The organism is Pantoea sp. C8B4 (genome assembly GCF_051336905.1).
Taxonomy (GTDB): domain Bacteria; phylum Pseudomonadota; class Gammaproteobacteria; order Enterobacterales; family Enterobacteriaceae; genus Pantoea; species Pantoea rwandensis_B.
This window is the reverse complement of sequence record NZ_JBGMNK010000003.1, coordinates 152,667-168,618: the sequence shown is the minus strand read 5'-3', so window position 1 is coordinate 168,618 and position 15,952 is coordinate 152,667. Positions and strand designations below refer to the sequence as shown.

The window sequence follows — 15,952 nt, the reverse complement described above, 5'->3', positions numbered from 1 at the left end:
GGCCCGCTCGCGCACGAACGGGCAGTGTCCTGCAACCAGTGTCGTTTAACGCGACAGATTGTGCAAATGCGTGCGGAAGTCGGCAGCGTTAAGGAAACCGGTGACGCGTGAGTCAGGGATTTCTTTGCCTTGCGCATCAAAGAACAGAATGGTGGGCAAGCCTAATACCTGTAAATGCTGCAACAGGGCGTTATCCTGTGCATTATTTGCGGTGACGTTAGCTTGCAGCAATTGCAGCTGGCTTAAGTCGGCACGCACGGCTTCATCGCTGAAGGTATATTTCTCAAACTCTTTGCAGGCCACACACCAGTCAGCGTAGAGATCGACCATGGTGATGCGGCCTTGTGCCTGCTGCAATGCGTTATCAAGCTGCTCGCTGCTGGCCACCGTTTTGAACGGCAGATGTGCGACAGATTGCGCAGTGGCGCTGCTGCCAAAGGCCCAATCCTGCAACGGACGCGCGACCACCAGTGCTGCCGCCAGCATCACAATTTGCAGAATGCGCCATTTGCCATTAGCGCGCAGGCTGAGGCTAAACGCCCAGGCAAAGAAGGCCACGCCGAGCAGGCTCCACAGACGCAGGCCCCAGATATCGCCGATGACCCGCTCCAGTAAGAATACCGGCAGCGCCAGAATCACAAAGCCGAAACCTTCTTTGACGCTTTGCATCCACGGCCCGCTTTTGGGCAGCAGTTTATTACCAAACATCGTGACTGCGATCAGCGGCAGGCCCATGCCGAAGGCATACAGCCACAGCGTGCCCGCACCGGCCCACAGATTACCGCTTTGCGCGATATACAGCAGAATGGCACTCAGCGGCGCGGTGGTGCAGGGCGAGCAGATCAATCCCGCCAGTGCGCCCATCATAAATACGCCCGGCAATGAACCGCCTTGCTGACGGTTGCTCCACAGCGTCAGGCGTGTTTGCAGACGGGAAGGCAGTTGCAGTGAGAACAGGCCAAACATCGACAACGCCAGCACCATGAACAGCACTGACAGGCCAATTAATACGTATGGATGCTGCAGCGCAGCCTGGAAACGCAACCCTGCAGCGGCCACCACCATGCCGAGCACGGTATAGGTCAACGCCATCCCTTGCACATAGACCATCGCCAGCGCGAACAGGCGTCCAGCAGAGTAGCGACGCTGGCCACCGAGGATGATACTGGAGATCAGCGGATACATCGGCAATACGCACGGCGTGAAGGCGACGCCGATGCCAATCAGCAGCGCCCACAGCGGTGAAAACGGCAGTGGCGTACGCTGTTGCGCAGGCTGCGCGTTCACGGCGGGTGCATCGTGATTGGCGGCAACCGGGGTGAGCGGCACTGAGCGGGTTTCGGGCGGGTAGCAGAAACCGGCGGCCGCACAGCCCTGATAGGTCACCGTGAGCGTGGCACCGGACTCAGCCTGATGCAGAGTGATCGGCAGCTGTAAATCCTGCGGATAGATTTCGCTTTTGCCGAAGAACTCATCCTCATGCGGCTGTCCTGACGGCAGAGCCAGCGGTGCCATCTGTGCTTTCTGCGGCGTCACATGAATCTGCTGACGATAAAGGTAATAGCCGTCCTTCACCTTCCAGCTCAGTGTGAGTTGGTTGCCCTGCTGGCTGAAATCGAAGCCAAAGGCCTGATCCACCGGCACAAAGCGGCTGTTATTGTTAGGTGAGAAGATATTGGCCTGTGCTGAAAAGCAAAACAGCAATGCGAGGCAAAGGCCCATCAGGCGAGAAAGTCGTGCAGCCATGAGGATGTAATCAGCTCCGGTGGCGAATGAGCCGCGATGATAGCACGGCCGCCTCGCCACGAGGTTTTCAGGATGTAACGGCGCTACAGAATCAGGCTCCCAAACAGGAAGCCAAACGCCACGGAGAAGGCAATCGCCAACACGCCGGGAATGATAAAGGAGTGATTAAACACAAACTTGCCGATTCGGGTCGAACCGGTGTCATCCATTTCTACTGCTGCCAATAAGGTGGGATAGGTCGGCAACACGAACAGTGCCGAAACCGCGGCAAAGGAAGCGACTGCGGCCAGCGGGGAAACGCCGAGCATCAGTGCCGCAGGCATCAACGCCTTGGTGGTCGCTGCCTGTGAATAGAGCAGGGTAGCAGCGAAGAACAATATCAACGCCAGCATCCACGGGTAGCTCTGCAACATATCGCCAGCTGCAGTCTGGATGTCCGCCAGGTGGGCTTTGACAAAGGTATCGCCCAGCCATGCGACGCCCATCACGCAGATGCAGGCACTCATGCCGGATTTGAAAGTACTGGCGCTAAGGATTTCGCCAGTATCGACTTTGCAGGTTAGGCAAATCAGTGTGGCAACGGTGAGCATAAACACCACAATCGCTTCGTTACGAGGCAGCACTGGGTTGCTGATCAGCCCAACGCTGTCGCTGATGGCCGTGGCGTAGAGCACCACTGCTGCGATGCCGATCAGGAACAGCAGCACGGCACGCTTGGCTCCGGGTTTTATCTCATAAACGCGCTCGCCTCGCAGGGTGACTTCGCCTTTGGCGAGTCGCGCCTGGTAAACCTCATCATCCTTTAACTCTTTACCGAGAAAGCTGGTAATCACGGCGGCACAGAATATCGCGGCCATCGTGGCTGGAATCGATACGCCCAGCAGCGCCAGGTAGCTGACGCCGCGTGGTTCAAGAATTGAGGCGAAGAACACCACCGCCGCAGAAAGCGGTGAAGCGGTAATGGCGATTTGTGAGGCGACCACCGCAATCGACAATGGGCGTGAAGGGCGTACACCTTGCTCTTTAGCCACTTCGGCGATGACGGGGAGCGTCGAGAACGCAGTGTGTCCGGTACCCGCCAGCAGCGTCATGACATAGGTGACGAGTGGCGCGAGGAAGGTGACGTAACGTGGATGGCGGCGCAGCAGGCGTTCCGCCAGGCCGACCATGTAATCGAGCCCGCCCGCAATCTGCATGGCGGCTATCGCGGCGATCACCGCCATGATAATTTCGATCACATCAAAAGGAATCGCACCCGGTTTCATGCCGCAGAACAGCGTTAGCACCAGCACACCTAAACCGCCAGCAAATCCAATCCCAATGCCGCCTAAACGCGCACCAAGCCAGATTGCAAGCAGGACAATCAGTAATTCCACTACCACCATTCGTTCCGCTCCTGAGTCGGGGGGAGATCCTGACTCTTAAAGTTGTAGCCGCCAATAAGAAAAAAGCACGCCGTAGTGTATACAAGCGTGCTTTTTTGCGACTTGATCCGGAACGGATTACTGTTCGTTTTCGTCAGTGTAGCGTTTGGCTTTGTAGGTCGGATGCATCAGGTTCTGAATCGAGAATATGTCATCCAGTTCCGCTTCGGTTAGCAACCCGCGCTCCAGCACCACTTCACGCACGCTCTTACCGGTTTCCGCACAAATCTTGCCGACGATATCGCCATTATGGTGGCCGATATACGGGTTGAGATAAGTGACGATACCGATGGAGTTGAACACGTAAGCTTCACATACGGCTTTGTTAGCCGTGATGCCGTTGACGCATTTTTCCAGCAGGTTGAAGCAGGCGTTGGTCAGAATGCTGATCGATTCGAACAGCGCCTGGCCAATCACCGGTTCCATCACGTTCAGCTGCAGCTGACCCGCTTCGGACGCCATGGTCACGGTAATGTCGTTGCCGATAACCTTGAAGCACACCTGGTTCACCACTTCTGGCACTACCGGGTTCACTTTGGCTGGCATGATTGACGAACCGGCCTGCAGTTCTGGCAGGTTGATTTCGTTCAGACCTGCACGTGGCCCGGAAGAGAGCAGGCGCAGGTCGTTACAGATCTTCGACAGTTTCACCGCCAGACGTTTCAGCGCGGAGTGCACCATCACGTAAGCACCGCAGTCGGACGTCGCTTCAATCAGGTCTTCTGCAGGTACCACTGGCAGATTACTGACTTCCGCCAGACGCTGAACCGCCAGTTGCTGGTAACCATCCGGCGTGTTGAGGCGAGTCCCGATTGCTGTGGCGCCCAGGTTTACTTCCAGCAGCAGTTCAGCCGTGCGCAGAATGCTGCGGGTTTCTTCATTCAGCAGCACGTTAAACGCGTGGAACTCCTGGCCCAGCGTCATCGGTACCGCATCCTGAAGCTGGGTACGACCCATCTTGAGGATATTTTCGAACTCGACCGCTTTACGCTGGAAGCCTTCGCTCAGTTGGCTAATGCCATCCAGCAATTTCAGGATGGAGGCGTAAACCGCGATACGGAAACCGGTAGGATAAGCGTCGTTGGTGGACTGACACTTGTTCACGTGATCGTTCGGGTTAAGGTACTGGTATTCACCTTTCTGGTGGCCCATCAGCTCCAGGCCGATGTTCGCCAGCACTTCATTGGTGTTCATGTTGACCGAGGTACCCGCGCCGCCCTGGTAGACGTCAACCGGGAACTGATCCATGCATTTACCGTTATTCAGCACTTCATCACAGGCCTGAATAATGGTGTTTGCGATGTTGCGAGGGATTGTTTGCAGCTCTTTGTTGGCGAGCGCGGCTGCTTTTTTTACCATCACCATACCGCGGACAAACTCCGGTATGTCACTGATTTTGTTGTTACTAATGTAGAAGTTTTCAATCGCACGCAGAGTATGAACACCGTAGTAAGCGTCTGCCGGGACTTCGCGCATGCCTAACAGGTCTTCTTCGATACGAATGTTGTTCGCCATGATTACCTTCTTATTATTTCTGCGGTGTCACTGCCGGGCGACCGGGATGGTCGGGCGACAATCACTGTGCAGGTGAAGCAATTATATTGTCGTGGAATACCAGTGCCGACATATTATCCATCTTCGGGCTGGCGGGCACGATCATATTCTGTTGTTACAGAATTGTTTGTGCACAGATCACTTTACGGGCATTTACTGGCCCAGCGGTAATAACGATATGTGATGTAGTTCGCAATTTTAAGTCAGTGGGAAAAATTTGGCAGGATCGGTTGAAATCACGGGTTGAGATGCCCATCTCTATCAATACGGTCAGACAGACCATCCCTTTCTGCTGCCTGGCAAGAAGCGAGGCAGCCCTACTCACAGGAGATATCGGTGCGCTGGATACCGTTCGTGATTTTTTTTGTTCTGGCCTGGATTGAGATCTCAATTTTCATTCAGGTTGCACATGCCCTCGGCGTGCTGCTCACCATGCTACTGGTGATCTTCACCTCGTGCATCGGTGTGTCGCTGGTGAAGAACCAGGGTATGAAGAACTTCCGTCTGATGCAGGAGAAGCTGGCGCGCAATGAAAGCCCAGCGGCGGAGATGACCAAAAGCGTTTCACTGATCATTTCGGGCTTCTTACTGCTGTTACCGGGCTTCTTTACTGACTTCCTCGGTTTGTTGCTGCTGCTGCCTCCGGTGCAGAAGCATCTGACGCTGAAATTAATGCCGCATCTGCGTGTGTGGCGTGGACCCGGCGCAGGGCCGGACAGTGGCTATACCATGGATGGTGAATACGAGCGTAAAGATCAGGATCAAATCGGGCACGATAAAGATCGTTAAGAAGAGAAGGGCGGCGAGAGTCGCCCTTTTTGCTGTCTTTTTCGTCAATGGTTACAAAAACGAAAATTTTTTATTTTTTGCCCCTTGAAAGCCCTTTTTAGTGACCCTATCTCTCTCTCCACGAGGCCGGAAGCCATGCAGTCCGGTTCAACCCAAAAAACTGAATGATTGGACTTCTCAAAGGAGAGCTACCAAATGAAAATTCGTCCGTTGCACGATCGCGTTATCGTCAAGCGTAAAGAAGTTGAAGCTAAATCTGCTGGCGGTATCGTTCTGACCGGCTCTGCAGCTGGCAAATCAACCCGTGGTGAAGTTCTGGCTGTGGGTAATGGCCGCATCCTGGAAAACGGTGATGTTAAGCCGCTGGACGTGAAAGTTGGCGATCTGGTTATCTTCAGCGAAGGCTACGGTGCCAAAACTGAGAAGATCGATAACGAAGAAGTTCTGATCATCTCTGAAAGCGACATCCTGGCGATTGTCGAAGCGTAATTACGCGTAATTCACTGAACGAAACGAATTTAAGGGATATTTGAAATGGCAGCTAAAGACGTAAAATTCGGTAATGACGCGCGCGTAAAAATGCTGCGTGGCGTGAACGTACTGGCAGATGCAGTAAAAGTTACCCTGGGCCCGAAAGGCCGTAACGTGGTTCTGGATAAATCTTTTGGTGCACCGACCATCACCAAAGATGGTGTTTCTGTTGCGCGTGAAATCGAGCTGGAAGACAAGTTCGAAAACATGGGTGCACAGATGGTGAAAGAAGTGGCCTCTAAAGCGAACGACGCTGCGGGCGACGGCACCACCACTGCAACCGTTCTGGCTCAGTCTATCGTGAACGAAGGCCTGAAAGCTGTTGCTGCTGGCATGAACCCAATGGACCTGAAGCGCGGTATCGATAAAGCCGTTGCTGCAGCCGTTGAAGAGCTGAAAGCGCTGTCTGTTCCTTGCCAGGATACTAAAGCCATTGCTCAGGTTGGTACCATCTCTGCTAACTCTGATGAGTCAGTAGGTACCCTGATTGCTAAAGCGATGGATAAAGTTGGCAAAGAAGGCGTTATCACCGTTGAAGAAGGCACCGGCCTGCAAGACGAGCTGGACGTGGTTGAAGGTATGCAGTTCGACCGTGGCTACCTGTCTCCTTACTTCATCAACAAGCCAGAAACCGGCGCAATCGAACTGGATGCACCGTTTATCCTGCTGGCTGACAAGAAGATCTCTAACATCCGTGAACTGCTGCCAGTACTGGAAGCGGTTGCGAAAGCCGGTAAACCACTGCTGATCATCGCTGAAGATGTTGAAGGCGAAGCACTGGCAACACTGGTGGTTAACACCATGCGCGGTATCGTGAAAGTGGCTGCGGTTAAAGCACCTGGCTTCGGCGACCGTCGTAAAGCAATGCTGCAGGATATCGCAATCCTGACCGGCGGTACCGTAATCTCTGAAGAGATCGGTATGGAGCTGGAAAAAGCGACTCTGGAAGATCTGGGTCAGGCTAAGCGTGTTGTGATCAACAAAGATACTTCTACCATCATCGATGGTGTGGGCGACCAGGGCGCAATTCAGGGCCGTGTTACTCAGATCCGTCAGCAGATCGAAGAAGCAACTTCTGATTACGACAAAGAAAAACTGCAGGAGCGCGTAGCGAAACTGGCAGGCGGCGTAGCCGTTCTGAAAGTGGGCGCAGCCACTGAAGTTGAAATGAAAGAGAAGAAAGCACGCGTTGAAGATGCCCTGCACGCTACCCGTGCTGCGGTAGAAGAAGGCGTGGTTGCTGGTGGTGGTGTTGCACTGGTTCGCGTTGCAGCGAAAATCGCTGCTTCTGGCCTGAAAGGCCAGAACGAAGATCAGAACGTGGGTATCAAAGTTGCGCTGCGCGCAATGGAAGCTCCACTGCGTCAGATCGTTTCTAACGCCGGTGAAGAGCCATCTGTTGTTGCTAACAACGTGAAAGCGGGCGACGGCAACTACGGCTACAACGCACAGACTGAAGAATACGGCAACATGATCGACTTCGGTATCCTGGACCCAACCAAAGTAACCCGTTCTGCTCTGCAGTACGCGTCTTCTGTTGCGGGTCTGATGATCACCACCGAAGCGATGGTCACTGACCTGCCAAAAGGCGATGCTCCTGATTTAGGTGGCGCTGGCGGCATGGGTGGCATGGGCGGAATGGGCGGCATGATGTAATTTGCCCCTGACTGCTTAAGTCATGTGAAAAACCCTCGATCGGAAACGGTCGGGGGTTTTTCTTTTGGTGGCGAACAAGGTATAAGTATGAGCGCAATACTTCGGCTTTGCGGGTTTAGGGCAATGAATGTTCAGAAAAAAAGTGCGCTTTTCTGCTACGCTGCCGCCCGACACTGATGATAATAAATGGGGATTACAATGCGGATTAACCTCTTGCTCGGACTGGCGGTAGGGACTTTACTGTTAGCGGGCTGCAGCAGCTCCAATCAACTAAGTTCCGGCGGACAGCGTGTCACTTTCGTTGACCAACAGCCTGGAAGCCAATGTCAGCTGCTGGGCAATGTCACCGGCTCACAGAGCAACTGGTTGAGCGGATCAGGCGGTGAAGGCAGTTCTTTGCGTGGCGCAGCCAATGACCTGCGTAACCGCGCGGCAGAGATGGGTGGCAACGTGATTTACGGTGCAACCAGCCCAACGCAGAACCTGCTCTCAGCTTTCGCACCGCTTGACAGCAAAATGTCTGGTCAGGTGTATAAGTGCCCGTAATGGCATGAAAGAGATGTAAAAAAAGCCGCTGATGCGGCTTTTTTTGTGGGCGCAATGTCTCGCGCGGCGGTTATTCCTGACGTAGCTGTAAATCCAGCGGTGTTTTGCTCGGCTCACCACCAATCTCGCGCGCCAACTTCGGCACCATATAACCCGATACCATGGTTAACAACTGGCGCACTAGCGCACGGGCTTCATCATCCGACACAAAGAAATGCGCCGCGCCCTGTACTTTATCCAGCACGTGCAGGTAATAGGGCAGAATGCCAGCATCAAACAACGCGTTGCTCAGGTTAGCCAGCGCTTGTGCATCATCATTGATACCGCGCAGCAGCACGCTTTGATTAAGTAAAGTGACGCCCGCACGTTTTAGCATCTGCATGCCGTAGTGCAGCTCATCGTCAATCTCTTGCGCGTGGTTGATATGGCTCACCATCAGCACTTGCAGGCGCGTTTCGGCCAGAATCTGGCATAACCCTTCGGTAATACGTGCGGGGATCACCACCGGGAGGCGGCTATGAATGCGCAGACGCTTCAGGTGCGGGATTTTCTCCAGCGCGCCGACCAGCCACGCCAGCTCATGGTCTTTGGCCATCAACGGATCGCCACCCGAGAAGATAATCTCATCCAGCTCTGGATGCTCAGCGATGTAATCAATCGCCGCCTGCCAGTTGCGCTTATTGCCCTGATTATCCTGATAGGGGAAATGGCGGCGGAAGCAGTAGCGGCAGTTAACCGCACAGCCACCTTTCACCAGCAACAACGCACGGTTGCGATACTTATGCAATAAACCGGGCACCACGCTACTTTGCTCATCCAGCGGGTCAGTGCTGTAACCTGGCGCATCAACAAACTCCTGACGGCTGGTCACCACCTGCAGCAAAAGGGGGTCGTTTGCATCGCCTGGCGTCATGCGCTGAATAAAGGCACGCGGCACGCGCAGCGCAAAAAGCTTGCGCGCATCGTTGCCTGCGGCCAAATCCGCATGTTGTTCGAGAGATAAAAGTCGCAGTAATTCAGTAGGATCGGTGACAACATCAGCAAGTTGCTGCAACCAATCTTCTCTGATGGGGGGATTTAGGGTTACAATGTTTGCCATTTTTTTGGCTATTACCAGTTCAATATTTACAGAGGGCCTTTATGGCGACTTATCTTAGCAACGATTTCCGTCCCGGTCTTAAAATCATGTTCGAAGGCGAGCCATATGCCATCGAAGCCAGTGAGTTCGTTAAACCGGGTAAAGGCCAGGCATTTGCACGCGTTAAAATGCGTCGTCTGCTGACCGGTTCTCGCGTTGAGAAGACCTTCAAATCTACCGACTCTGCCGAAGGCGCAGACGTTCGTGATATGACGCTGCAGTACTCTTACAACGACGGCGACTTCTATTACTTCATGCACCCAGAGTCTTTCGAGCAGTATCAGATCGAATCTAAAGTGCTGGACGACGTGACCAAATGGTTGCAGGACAATGCGGATTGTATCGTTACCCTGTGGAACGATAAAGCGATCGCTGTTCAGCCACCGAACTTCATCGAAGCAGAAGTCATCGAAACAGATCCAGGTCTGAAAGGTGATACTGCCGGTACCGGCGGCAAGCCAGCGACCCTGTCTACTGGCGCAGTGATCAAAGTTCCACTGTTCGTGCAGATTGGCGAAGTGGTTAAAGTTGACACCCGCTCTGGCGAATACGTTTCGCGCGTAAAATAATTGCCAAATCAGGCGCATCACTCGATGCGCCTTTTTCCTTTATGAGTTCAGAATAATGAAAAAGATGGCGAAATTGGCTGTTTTTGCGTTGCTGGTCTCTTCTGCTTTAAGTGCCTGCAACACTTTCCACGGCTTTGGTGAAGACGTCTCCCATTTGGGCGGTGCCATTTCACGCGCAGCTGATAAATAAATTGCGAGGGTGCCGCCTTTTCTCAGCGGCTTAGCCAGCAAGGTCGTGTATAAGGTCTATGCTTGAATGGCTGTACTTTTACTGCAACCAACAAGGATATGGCTATGTTAAAGAAAAGTATTGTCGCGATTCTTTCTGTTCTGGTGCTTTCCTCTGTGTTGACCGCCTGCAACACCACCCGTGGTGTTGGCGAGGACGTTCAGGCCGGTGGCAAAGCGATTCAGCGCAGCGCACAGTGATCCAAACCGGTGCGAAACCCGATTTCGTACCGGATTTCCTGATTCCCTCTTTCTTTGTCTGAAAAAGCACCGCTAACGCCTTCGATCCCGTCACGCCGTTGTTTGCCGTAGCCAATACGGGTAGACTTCTCCCCCTTATCTGTATAAGGAGTCACCAACATGAGCGAAACGGCAAGCTGGCAGCCGAGCGCACCCATTGCCAATTTGTTGAAACGCGCCGCTATTTTGGCGGAGATTCGTCGTTTCTTTGCCGATCGCGGCGTGCTGGAGGTCGATACCCCGGCAATGAGCCAGGCGACCATCACGGATATCCATCTGGTCCCGTTCCAGACGCGCTTTGTGGGTCCAGGCGCAGCGGAAGGGCGCGATCTGTGGCTGATGACCAGCCCGGAATATCATATGAAGCGCCTGCTGGCGGCGGGCAGTGGCCCGATCTATCAGATGGGGCGTTGCTTCCGTAATGAGGAGGCAGGTCGTCATCATAATCCAGAGTTCACCATGCTGGAGTGGTATCGTCCTCACTACGATATGTATCGCCTGATGAATGAAGTCGATGATCTGATACAGCAGGTGCTGGAGTGCGATAGCGCCGAATCTTTATCGTATCAGCAGGCGTTTATTCGCCATCTGGAACTTGATCCTTTGTCAGCGGATAAAACGCAGCTGCGTGAAGCCGCGACGAAGTTGGGTGAGGGTGAACTGGCGAATCGTGAAGAAGACCGCGATACCTTGTTGCAGCTGCTGTTTATGCTGGGTGTTGAACCGAAGATTGGTAACGACAAACCGTGCTTCGTGTATCACTTCCCGGCCAGTCAGGCGGCATTGGCCGAAATCAGCACTGAGGATCATCGCGTCGCGGAGCGTTTCGAGGTGTATTACAAAGGCGTGGAGCTGGCTAACGGCTTCCGCGAGTTAACCGATAGCCGCGAACAGCGTCAGCGCTTTGAGCAGGATAATCGTCGCCGTGCAGCGCGTGGCTTACCGCAGCATCCGATTGATACCAACCTGCTGGATGCGCTGGCACATGGCATGCCTGCTTGTTCAGGTGTGGCGTTGGGTGTGGATCGTTTGATTATGCTGGCGTTGAAAGCCAATGCATTAAGCGACGTGATTGCCTTCCCGGTGGATCGTAGCTAATTATTCTTGCTCGGGATAGGGTGATTCAGACAACAGCGGCGCATATTGCGCCGCTGTTCATTTCATCGTTACTGCTGTGTCGTGGGAGCGGCAGGTGCCTCTGGAAACTCCTGAATAGTGACCGGCAGCATCATCTTCTGTTCGTTACGCAGAACCTGCACCTGAATCACCGATCCTGGACGAATCTCGGCGACCTGATCCATGGTTTCCTGCGCCGACAGCGCCGGTTTGCCGTTCACCTGTAAAAGCACATCATTGGCTTGAATCCCTGCCTGATCGGCTGGCCCGCCTGGCGTAACCTCACTGACGATAATACCCTGTGCACGATCCAGACTGCTGCCCTGACCGTGTAGCGGCGGCAGCTCACGGCCGGTAATGCCGATATAACCACGAATGACCCGACCGTCACGAATCAACTTATCCATGATCTTGGTTGCCAACGCGGTTGGAATCGCAAAGCCAATCCCTTCCGGCGTTTCGCCATCATTGCTTTTATCGAATGTCAGGGTGTTAATGCCCATCAGTTCGCCGAGCGAGTTAATCAGCGCACCGCCTGAGTTGCCCTGATTGATGGATGCATCGGTCTGCAGGAAATTTTGACGACCCGATGAGCTTAAGCCAACGCGCCCGGTGGCACTGATAATGCCTTGAGTGACGGTCTGCCCGAGGTTGTAGGGGTTACCAATCGCCATCACCACATCGCCGATATGTGCGATACGGTTCGCGTTGATCGGAATCACCGGCAGGTTAGTGGCGCTGATCTTCAGCACCGCTAAATCGGTCATCGCATCTGAACCCACTAAAGTGGCTTCAAAGAAGCGGCCATCCTGCAACGCCACGATGATCTGGTCGGCGTTATTAATCACATGCTTGTTCGTGAGAATGTAGCCTTTCACGTTCATGATCACGCCAGAACCCAGCGTGGTAATACCGCGATTGTTGTTGCCATGGGCACTGCGGTTGTAGACGTTGACCACCGCAGGCACAGCGCGGCGCACCCCCTGATTGAAACTCACGGGGGATTCATCATCACTGTTGTCATGATCAAAGGTGACGTTGCTGCTCATACGCAGCGCAGGAATCGCAACCAGCAGCAAACCCGCTACGATCAGGCCCATCACCACAGAACGCAAAAGTTTAAGAAACATGGTGTTATTTCAGGAAAGCTGGGATCGCTGGGCAGAATAACATGAGAAAGGCGGACAAACACCTGCTTGTCCGCCTGTTGCGAGGATTATCGCATAAGTAAGTAAATGCTCTCGTCGCCGCGCACCACGTTCAGTGCCAGGATCGCGGGTTTACTTTCCAGCGCTTTACGCATTTCAGCCAGCGAGGTCACGCGATCGCGGTTCACACCGACAATCACATCATCTTTCTGCAAACCTGCCTGCTCCGCTGGCGTGCCTTTTTCGATGGCATCCACTTTCACGCCTTTATCACCGGCTTTAGAGGCACCATCGCTCAAGGTGGCACCTTGTAACGCCGGAGACATCAGCTGGGCGCTGGCGGTGGTTTGCGCGCTCTGTTCCAGCGTCACGGTCACGGTCACCGGTTTGCCTTCACGCAGCAGACCAATTTTCACCTGCTGACCCGGTGGGGTGGTGCCCACTTTTACGCGCAGCTCGGCAAAGCTGGTGATCGCTTTGTCATTGATGGAGGTGATGATGTCGCCCGCTTTAATGCCCGCTTTCTGCGCCGCTGAATTAGGCAGCACTTCAGAAACAAAGGCACCGCGCTGCGCGTCAACGTTAAAGGCTTTGGCGATGTCAGGCGTCATTTCGGTGCCTTTAATGCCCAACTGACCACGCTTCACTTCACCAGACTGAATCAGCTGCTGCGCGAGGTTCATCGCCATATTGCTTGGGATAGCGAAGCCGATACCGATGTTGCCGCCACTGGAGGCCAGAATCGCGGTGTTGATACCAATCAGCTCGCCATTCAGGTTCACCAGCGCACCGCCAGAGTTACCCCGGTTGATCGCTGCATCGGTCTGGATGAAGTTTTCCAGGCCTTCAAGGTTCAACCCGCTGCGGCCCAACGCCGAAATAATGCCGGAGGTGGCCGTTTGGCCAAGACCGAAGGGGTTACCGATAGCCACGGCAAAATCGCCCACTTTCAGTGAGTCGGAGTCGGCGATTTTCACCTGCGTCAGATTTTTAGCGCCTTCAACCTGGATCAGCGCGATATCGGTTTGCTCATCATGGCCAATCAGCTTGGCATCATATTCATTGCCATCGCTGAGCTGGACGCTGATTTTATCGGCACCGTTTACCACGTGATTGTTGGTGAGAATGTAACCTTTAGCCGCATCAATGATGACACCTGAACCAAGGCCCTCAAACGGTTGCGGCTGGGATTGTCCCGGTGCCTGGCCAAAGAAGCGCTTCAACGGTTCAGGAATATCCTGTGCCTGCTGGCCGCTGTCGGTGCCTTCGACATGCACGCTAACGACCGCGGGCAGAACTTTTTCCAGCATGGGTGCCAGACTCGGCAGTGCTTGTCCCTGCACCTGTGCGGGCAGCGTCGCCATCGCGCCAGGCGTTGCCGCCAGACTCATCCCAATACTCAAGGCTAATGCGCTTAACAGTCGTGCTTGTTTTTTCATTGCTACAACGCTCTCGCTGCGAAAGAAGAAAGGGGATAGAAAGTGTGACAGTAGTTTGGCGTAAGTGTTCGGAAAACAAAAAGGGCACAGCTAAGCTGTGCCCCAAAAGGATTATTTACGCGGAGTACGGTCGCTACCACGCAGCAAACCCGATGCGCCATCAGAGTAATCACGCGGCATTTGCACCGGTGCCTGATCGTTGTCCGCTTCGGCTTCCGTTAACTGATAAGCAAACGGATTTTTTTCGCCCGGCAGATTTGGCAGCAGGTCATTCGAACCCTTCGCCATATGCTGATACAGCTGGCGGTAGTCATGTGCCATGTTGTCCAGCAATTCTGCGCTGCGCGCAAAGTGGTTGGTGAGCTCTTCGCGATAATCTGCCAGCTCAGCCTTCGATTTTTCCAGCTCGTACTGCATGCTTCGCTGCTCACGCAGCTTCTTGTTGCCAAAACGCATGACGACTGCGCCGACAATAATGCCAATCACTAAACCAATCAGCCCGTATTCCCAGGTCATAATGACTCCCGTGTAATTTCCGTTGCTTCGTAGGGCATTGCTTCTGTTTCCACTTCAATAGCAGCCACTATAACCAATAATCTTATGGAAGTGGAACTATCGGGCTGCATCGCTTACTGTAGAGCGGCCTAATTTTCGCCAACCGACCCGTGAATCGGACTTTTTCAGGGATTCTGAGAGAACCATGCAAACCTCATCTCCGCTTGCCCGCTATGAGCAGGCGCTGTCACAGGGCGAGTTCCGCCCGGATGATGTACAACGTGAAGCCATTACCCGTTTAGATGCTATCCAGCAAGGATTGATTGCCCGCAAGCCCTCGCAGGAACCTGCGGCGAAAGGGCTGTTTGGCCGCCTGTCAAAGCTGATGGGTAAAGAGAAAAGCAGCAGCGAAGCCCCGGTGCGCGGGCTGTATATGTGGGGCGGCGTGGGTCGCGGTAAAACCTGGGTAATGGATTTGTTTTTTCAGTCTATTCCTGGCGACCGCAAACTTCGTCTGCATTTTCACCGCTTTATGCTGCGCGTCCATGAAGAACTGACGCAGTTACAAGGCCATAGCGATCCGCTGCTGATCGTGGCCGACCGCTTTAAAGCGGAGACCGATATTCTCTGCTTCGACGAATTCTTCGTTTCAGACATTACGGATGCGATGCTGTTGGGTACGCTGATGCAAGCGCTGTTTGATCGCGGCATTGCGCTGGTGGCGACTTCCAATATTCCGCCTGATGATCTCTATCGCAATGGCCTGCAGCGCCCGCGTTTTCTGCCCGCCATCGAGCAGATCAAACGTCATTGTGATGTGATGAACGTCGATGCGGGTATCGACTACCGCTTGCGTACCCTCACGTCAGCCCATCTGTGGAATTTCCCGCTCAATGAGGACACGCATGCCGAAATGGAGCGCATGTTCCGCGCACTTTCAGGTAAGCCGCGTGAAGATGCCCCTGTGCTGGACATTAACCATCGTGAGATGCCAACGCTGGGCGTTAACGAAGGCGTGCTGGCGATCGATTTCCTCACGCTGTGCGGCACCGGGCGTAGCCAGCATGACTACATCGAGCTATCACGCCGCTTCCACAGCGTATTGCTGTATGATGTGCCGGTGATGATTTACAAGACGGAAGATCAGGCACGTCGCTTCCTGGCGCTGGTCGATGAATTCTACGAGCGCCACGTGAAACTGGTGGTGGCGGCCGAAACGTCATTGTTTGAAATTTATCAGGGCACGCGCCTGAAGTTTGAGTATCAACGCTGCTTGTCGCGTTTGCAGGAGATGCAAAGCGAAGAGTATTTGCGTCTGCCGCATCTGCCCTGA

General features: G+C 53.9%; 16 protein-coding genes. 9 read left to right on the top strand and 7 right to left on the bottom strand.

Annotated elements, in window-relative coordinates; all coding sequences use genetic code 11:
* Positions 1-45 precede the first annotated feature (45 nt).
* From ACCW76_RS05435 to aspA, 3 genes are all read right to left on the bottom strand, one after another.
* Entirely contained in the window at positions 46-1,746 is a 1,701-nt protein-coding gene (locus ACCW76_RS05435; protein WP_436337964.1) for a protein-disulfide reductase DsbD, read from the bottom strand.
* 83 nt (positions 1,747-1,829) lie between these two features.
* On the bottom strand, positions 1,830-3,131 hold the full coding sequence (locus ACCW76_RS05430; RefSeq protein WP_038649549.1) for an anaerobic C4-dicarboxylate transporter: 1,302 nt from the start codon (positions 3,129-3,131) through the stop codon (positions 1,830-1,832).
* 117 nt (positions 3,132-3,248) lie between these two features.
* Positions 3,249-4,685, bottom strand: a complete 1,437-nt coding sequence (gene aspA / locus ACCW76_RS05425; RefSeq protein ID WP_007886584.1) for an aspartate ammonia-lyase — start codon at positions 4,683-4,685, stop codon at positions 3,249-3,251.
* A 375-nt stretch (positions 4,686-5,060) separates the two neighbouring features.
* On the opposite strand from aspA, the gene ACCW76_RS05420 reads away from it, so the two are divergent.
* The 4 genes from ACCW76_RS05420 to ACCW76_RS05405 all read left to right on the top strand — a co-directional run bounded on the left by ACCW76_RS05420 (position 5,061) and on the right by ACCW76_RS05405 (position 8,246).
* Positions 5,061-5,513, top strand: coding sequence for an FxsA family protein (locus tag ACCW76_RS05420; protein WP_097119018.1), 453 nt, complete (start codon positions 5,061-5,063; stop codon positions 5,511-5,513).
* Positions 5,514-5,708: 195 nt separating this feature from the next.
* Positions 5,709-6,002 carry a co-chaperone GroES gene (locus ACCW76_RS05415; protein ID WP_021507766.1) on the top strand — a complete coding sequence of 98 codons (294 nt, stop codon included), beginning with the start codon at positions 5,709-5,711 and terminating at the stop codon, positions 6,000-6,002.
* Positions 6,003-6,047: 45 nt separating this feature from the next.
* On the top strand, positions 6,048-7,700 hold the full coding sequence (gene groL, locus ACCW76_RS05410; protein WP_436337963.1) for a chaperonin GroEL: 1,653 nt from the start codon (positions 6,048-6,050) through the stop codon (positions 7,698-7,700).
* Positions 7,701-7,898: 198 nt separating this feature from the next.
* Positions 7,899-8,246 (top strand): DUF4156 domain-containing protein, encoded by a 348-nt coding sequence (locus ACCW76_RS05405; protein WP_034826674.1) that lies wholly within the window; start codon positions 7,899-7,901, stop codon positions 8,244-8,246.
* A 70-nt stretch (positions 8,247-8,316) separates the two neighbouring features.
* On the opposite strand, the gene epmB is transcribed toward ACCW76_RS05405, so the two are convergent.
* On the bottom strand, positions 8,317-9,345 hold the full coding sequence (epmB, locus tag ACCW76_RS05400) for an EF-P beta-lysylation protein EpmB (RefSeq protein WP_436337962.1): 1,029 nt from the start codon (positions 9,343-9,345) through the stop codon (positions 8,317-8,319).
* A gap of 41 nt (positions 9,346-9,386) precedes the next feature.
* Here epmB and efp point away from each other — a divergent pair, with 41 nt between their 5' ends.
* From efp to epmA, 4 genes are all read left to right on the top strand, one after another.
* Positions 9,387-9,953: an elongation factor P gene (gene efp / locus ACCW76_RS05395; protein ID WP_034826669.1), complete on the top strand. Its 567-nt coding sequence runs from the start codon at positions 9,387-9,389 to the stop codon at positions 9,951-9,953.
* A 55-nt stretch (positions 9,954-10,008) separates the two neighbouring features.
* Positions 10,009-10,143 carry an entericidin A/B family lipoprotein gene (locus tag ACCW76_RS05390; RefSeq protein WP_034826667.1) on the top strand — a complete coding sequence of 45 codons (135 nt, stop codon included), beginning with the start codon at positions 10,009-10,011 and terminating at the stop codon, positions 10,141-10,143.
* Positions 10,144-10,247: 104 nt separating this feature from the next.
* On the top strand, positions 10,248-10,382 hold the full coding sequence (locus ACCW76_RS05385) for an entericidin A/B family lipoprotein (RefSeq protein ID WP_038649531.1): 135 nt from the start codon (positions 10,248-10,250) through the stop codon (positions 10,380-10,382).
* Positions 10,383-10,541: 159 nt separating this feature from the next.
* The gene (epmA, locus tag ACCW76_RS05380; RefSeq protein ID WP_436337961.1) at positions 10,542-11,519 is read left to right on the top strand and encodes an elongation factor P--(R)-beta-lysine ligase; all 978 of its coding nucleotides are present in this window, start codon (positions 10,542-10,544) and stop codon (positions 11,517-11,519) included.
* A gap of 68 nt (positions 11,520-11,587) precedes the next feature.
* Here the strand turns inward: epmA and degS are convergent, their stop codons facing one another.
* The 3 genes from degS to zapG form a co-directional block, all read right to left on the bottom strand.
* Positions 11,588-12,667, bottom strand: a complete 1,080-nt coding sequence (gene degS, locus ACCW76_RS05375) for an outer membrane-stress sensor serine endopeptidase DegS (RefSeq protein WP_038649525.1) — start codon at positions 12,665-12,667, stop codon at positions 11,588-11,590.
* An 86-nt stretch (positions 12,668-12,753) separates the two neighbouring features.
* Positions 12,754-14,124: a serine endoprotease DegQ gene (degQ, locus tag ACCW76_RS05370; protein WP_058961870.1), complete on the bottom strand. Its 1,371-nt coding sequence runs from the start codon at positions 14,122-14,124 to the stop codon at positions 12,754-12,756.
* A 111-nt stretch (positions 14,125-14,235) separates the two neighbouring features.
* On the bottom strand, positions 14,236-14,640 hold the full coding sequence (zapG, locus tag ACCW76_RS05365) for a Z-ring associated protein ZapG (RefSeq protein ID WP_034826655.1): 405 nt from the start codon (positions 14,638-14,640) through the stop codon (positions 14,236-14,238).
* Positions 14,641-14,824: 184 nt separating this feature from the next.
* On the opposite strand from zapG, the gene zapE reads away from it, so the two are divergent.
* Positions 14,825-15,952 carry a cell division protein ZapE gene (gene zapE / locus ACCW76_RS05360; protein ID WP_038649520.1) on the top strand — a complete coding sequence of 376 codons (1,128 nt, stop codon included), beginning with the start codon at positions 14,825-14,827 and terminating at the stop codon, positions 15,950-15,952.

Coding starts and splice junctions, on each gene's coding strand:
- zapE (WP_038649520.1), top strand. CDS start 14,825: ATGCAAACCTCATCTCCGCTTGCCCGCTATGAGCAGGCGCTGTCACAG.
- ACCW76_RS05390 (WP_034826667.1), top strand. CDS start 10,009: ATGAAAAAGATGGCGAAATTGGCTGTTTTTGCGTTGCTGGTCTCTTCT.
- efp (WP_034826669.1), top strand. CDS start 9,387: ATGGCGACTTATCTTAGCAACGATTTCCGTCCCGGTCTTAAAATCATG.
- groL (WP_436337963.1), top strand. CDS start 6,048: ATGGCAGCTAAAGACGTAAAATTCGGTAATGACGCGCGCGTAAAAATG.
- ACCW76_RS05405 (WP_034826674.1), top strand. CDS start 7,899: ATGCGGATTAACCTCTTGCTCGGACTGGCGGTAGGGACTTTACTGTTA.
- ACCW76_RS05415 (WP_021507766.1), top strand. CDS start 5,709: ATGAAAATTCGTCCGTTGCACGATCGCGTTATCGTCAAGCGTAAAGAA.
- epmB (WP_436337962.1), bottom strand. CDS start 9,345: ATGGCAAACATTGTAACCCTAAATCCCCCCATCAGAGAAGATTGGTTG.
- zapG (WP_034826655.1), bottom strand. CDS start 14,640: ATGACCTGGGAATACGGGCTGATTGGTTTAGTGATTGGCATTATTGTC.
- degQ (WP_058961870.1), bottom strand. CDS start 14,124: ATGAAAAAACAAGCACGACTGTTAAGCGCATTAGCCTTGAGTATTGGG.
- ACCW76_RS05435 (WP_436337964.1), bottom strand. CDS start 1,746: ATGGCTGCACGACTTTCTCGCCTGATGGGCCTTTGCCTCGCATTGCTG.
- ACCW76_RS05430 (WP_038649549.1), bottom strand. CDS start 3,131: ATGGTGGTAGTGGAATTACTGATTGTCCTGCTTGCAATCTGGCTTGGT.
- ACCW76_RS05385 (WP_038649531.1), top strand. CDS start 10,248: ATGTTAAAGAAAAGTATTGTCGCGATTCTTTCTGTTCTGGTGCTTTCC.
- degS (WP_038649525.1), bottom strand. CDS start 12,667: ATGTTTCTTAAACTTTTGCGTTCTGTGGTGATGGGCCTGATCGTAGCG.
- epmA (WP_436337961.1), top strand. CDS start 10,542: ATGAGCGAAACGGCAAGCTGGCAGCCGAGCGCACCCATTGCCAATTTG.
- aspA (WP_007886584.1), bottom strand. CDS start 4,685: ATGGCGAACAACATTCGTATCGAAGAAGACCTGTTAGGCATGCGCGAA.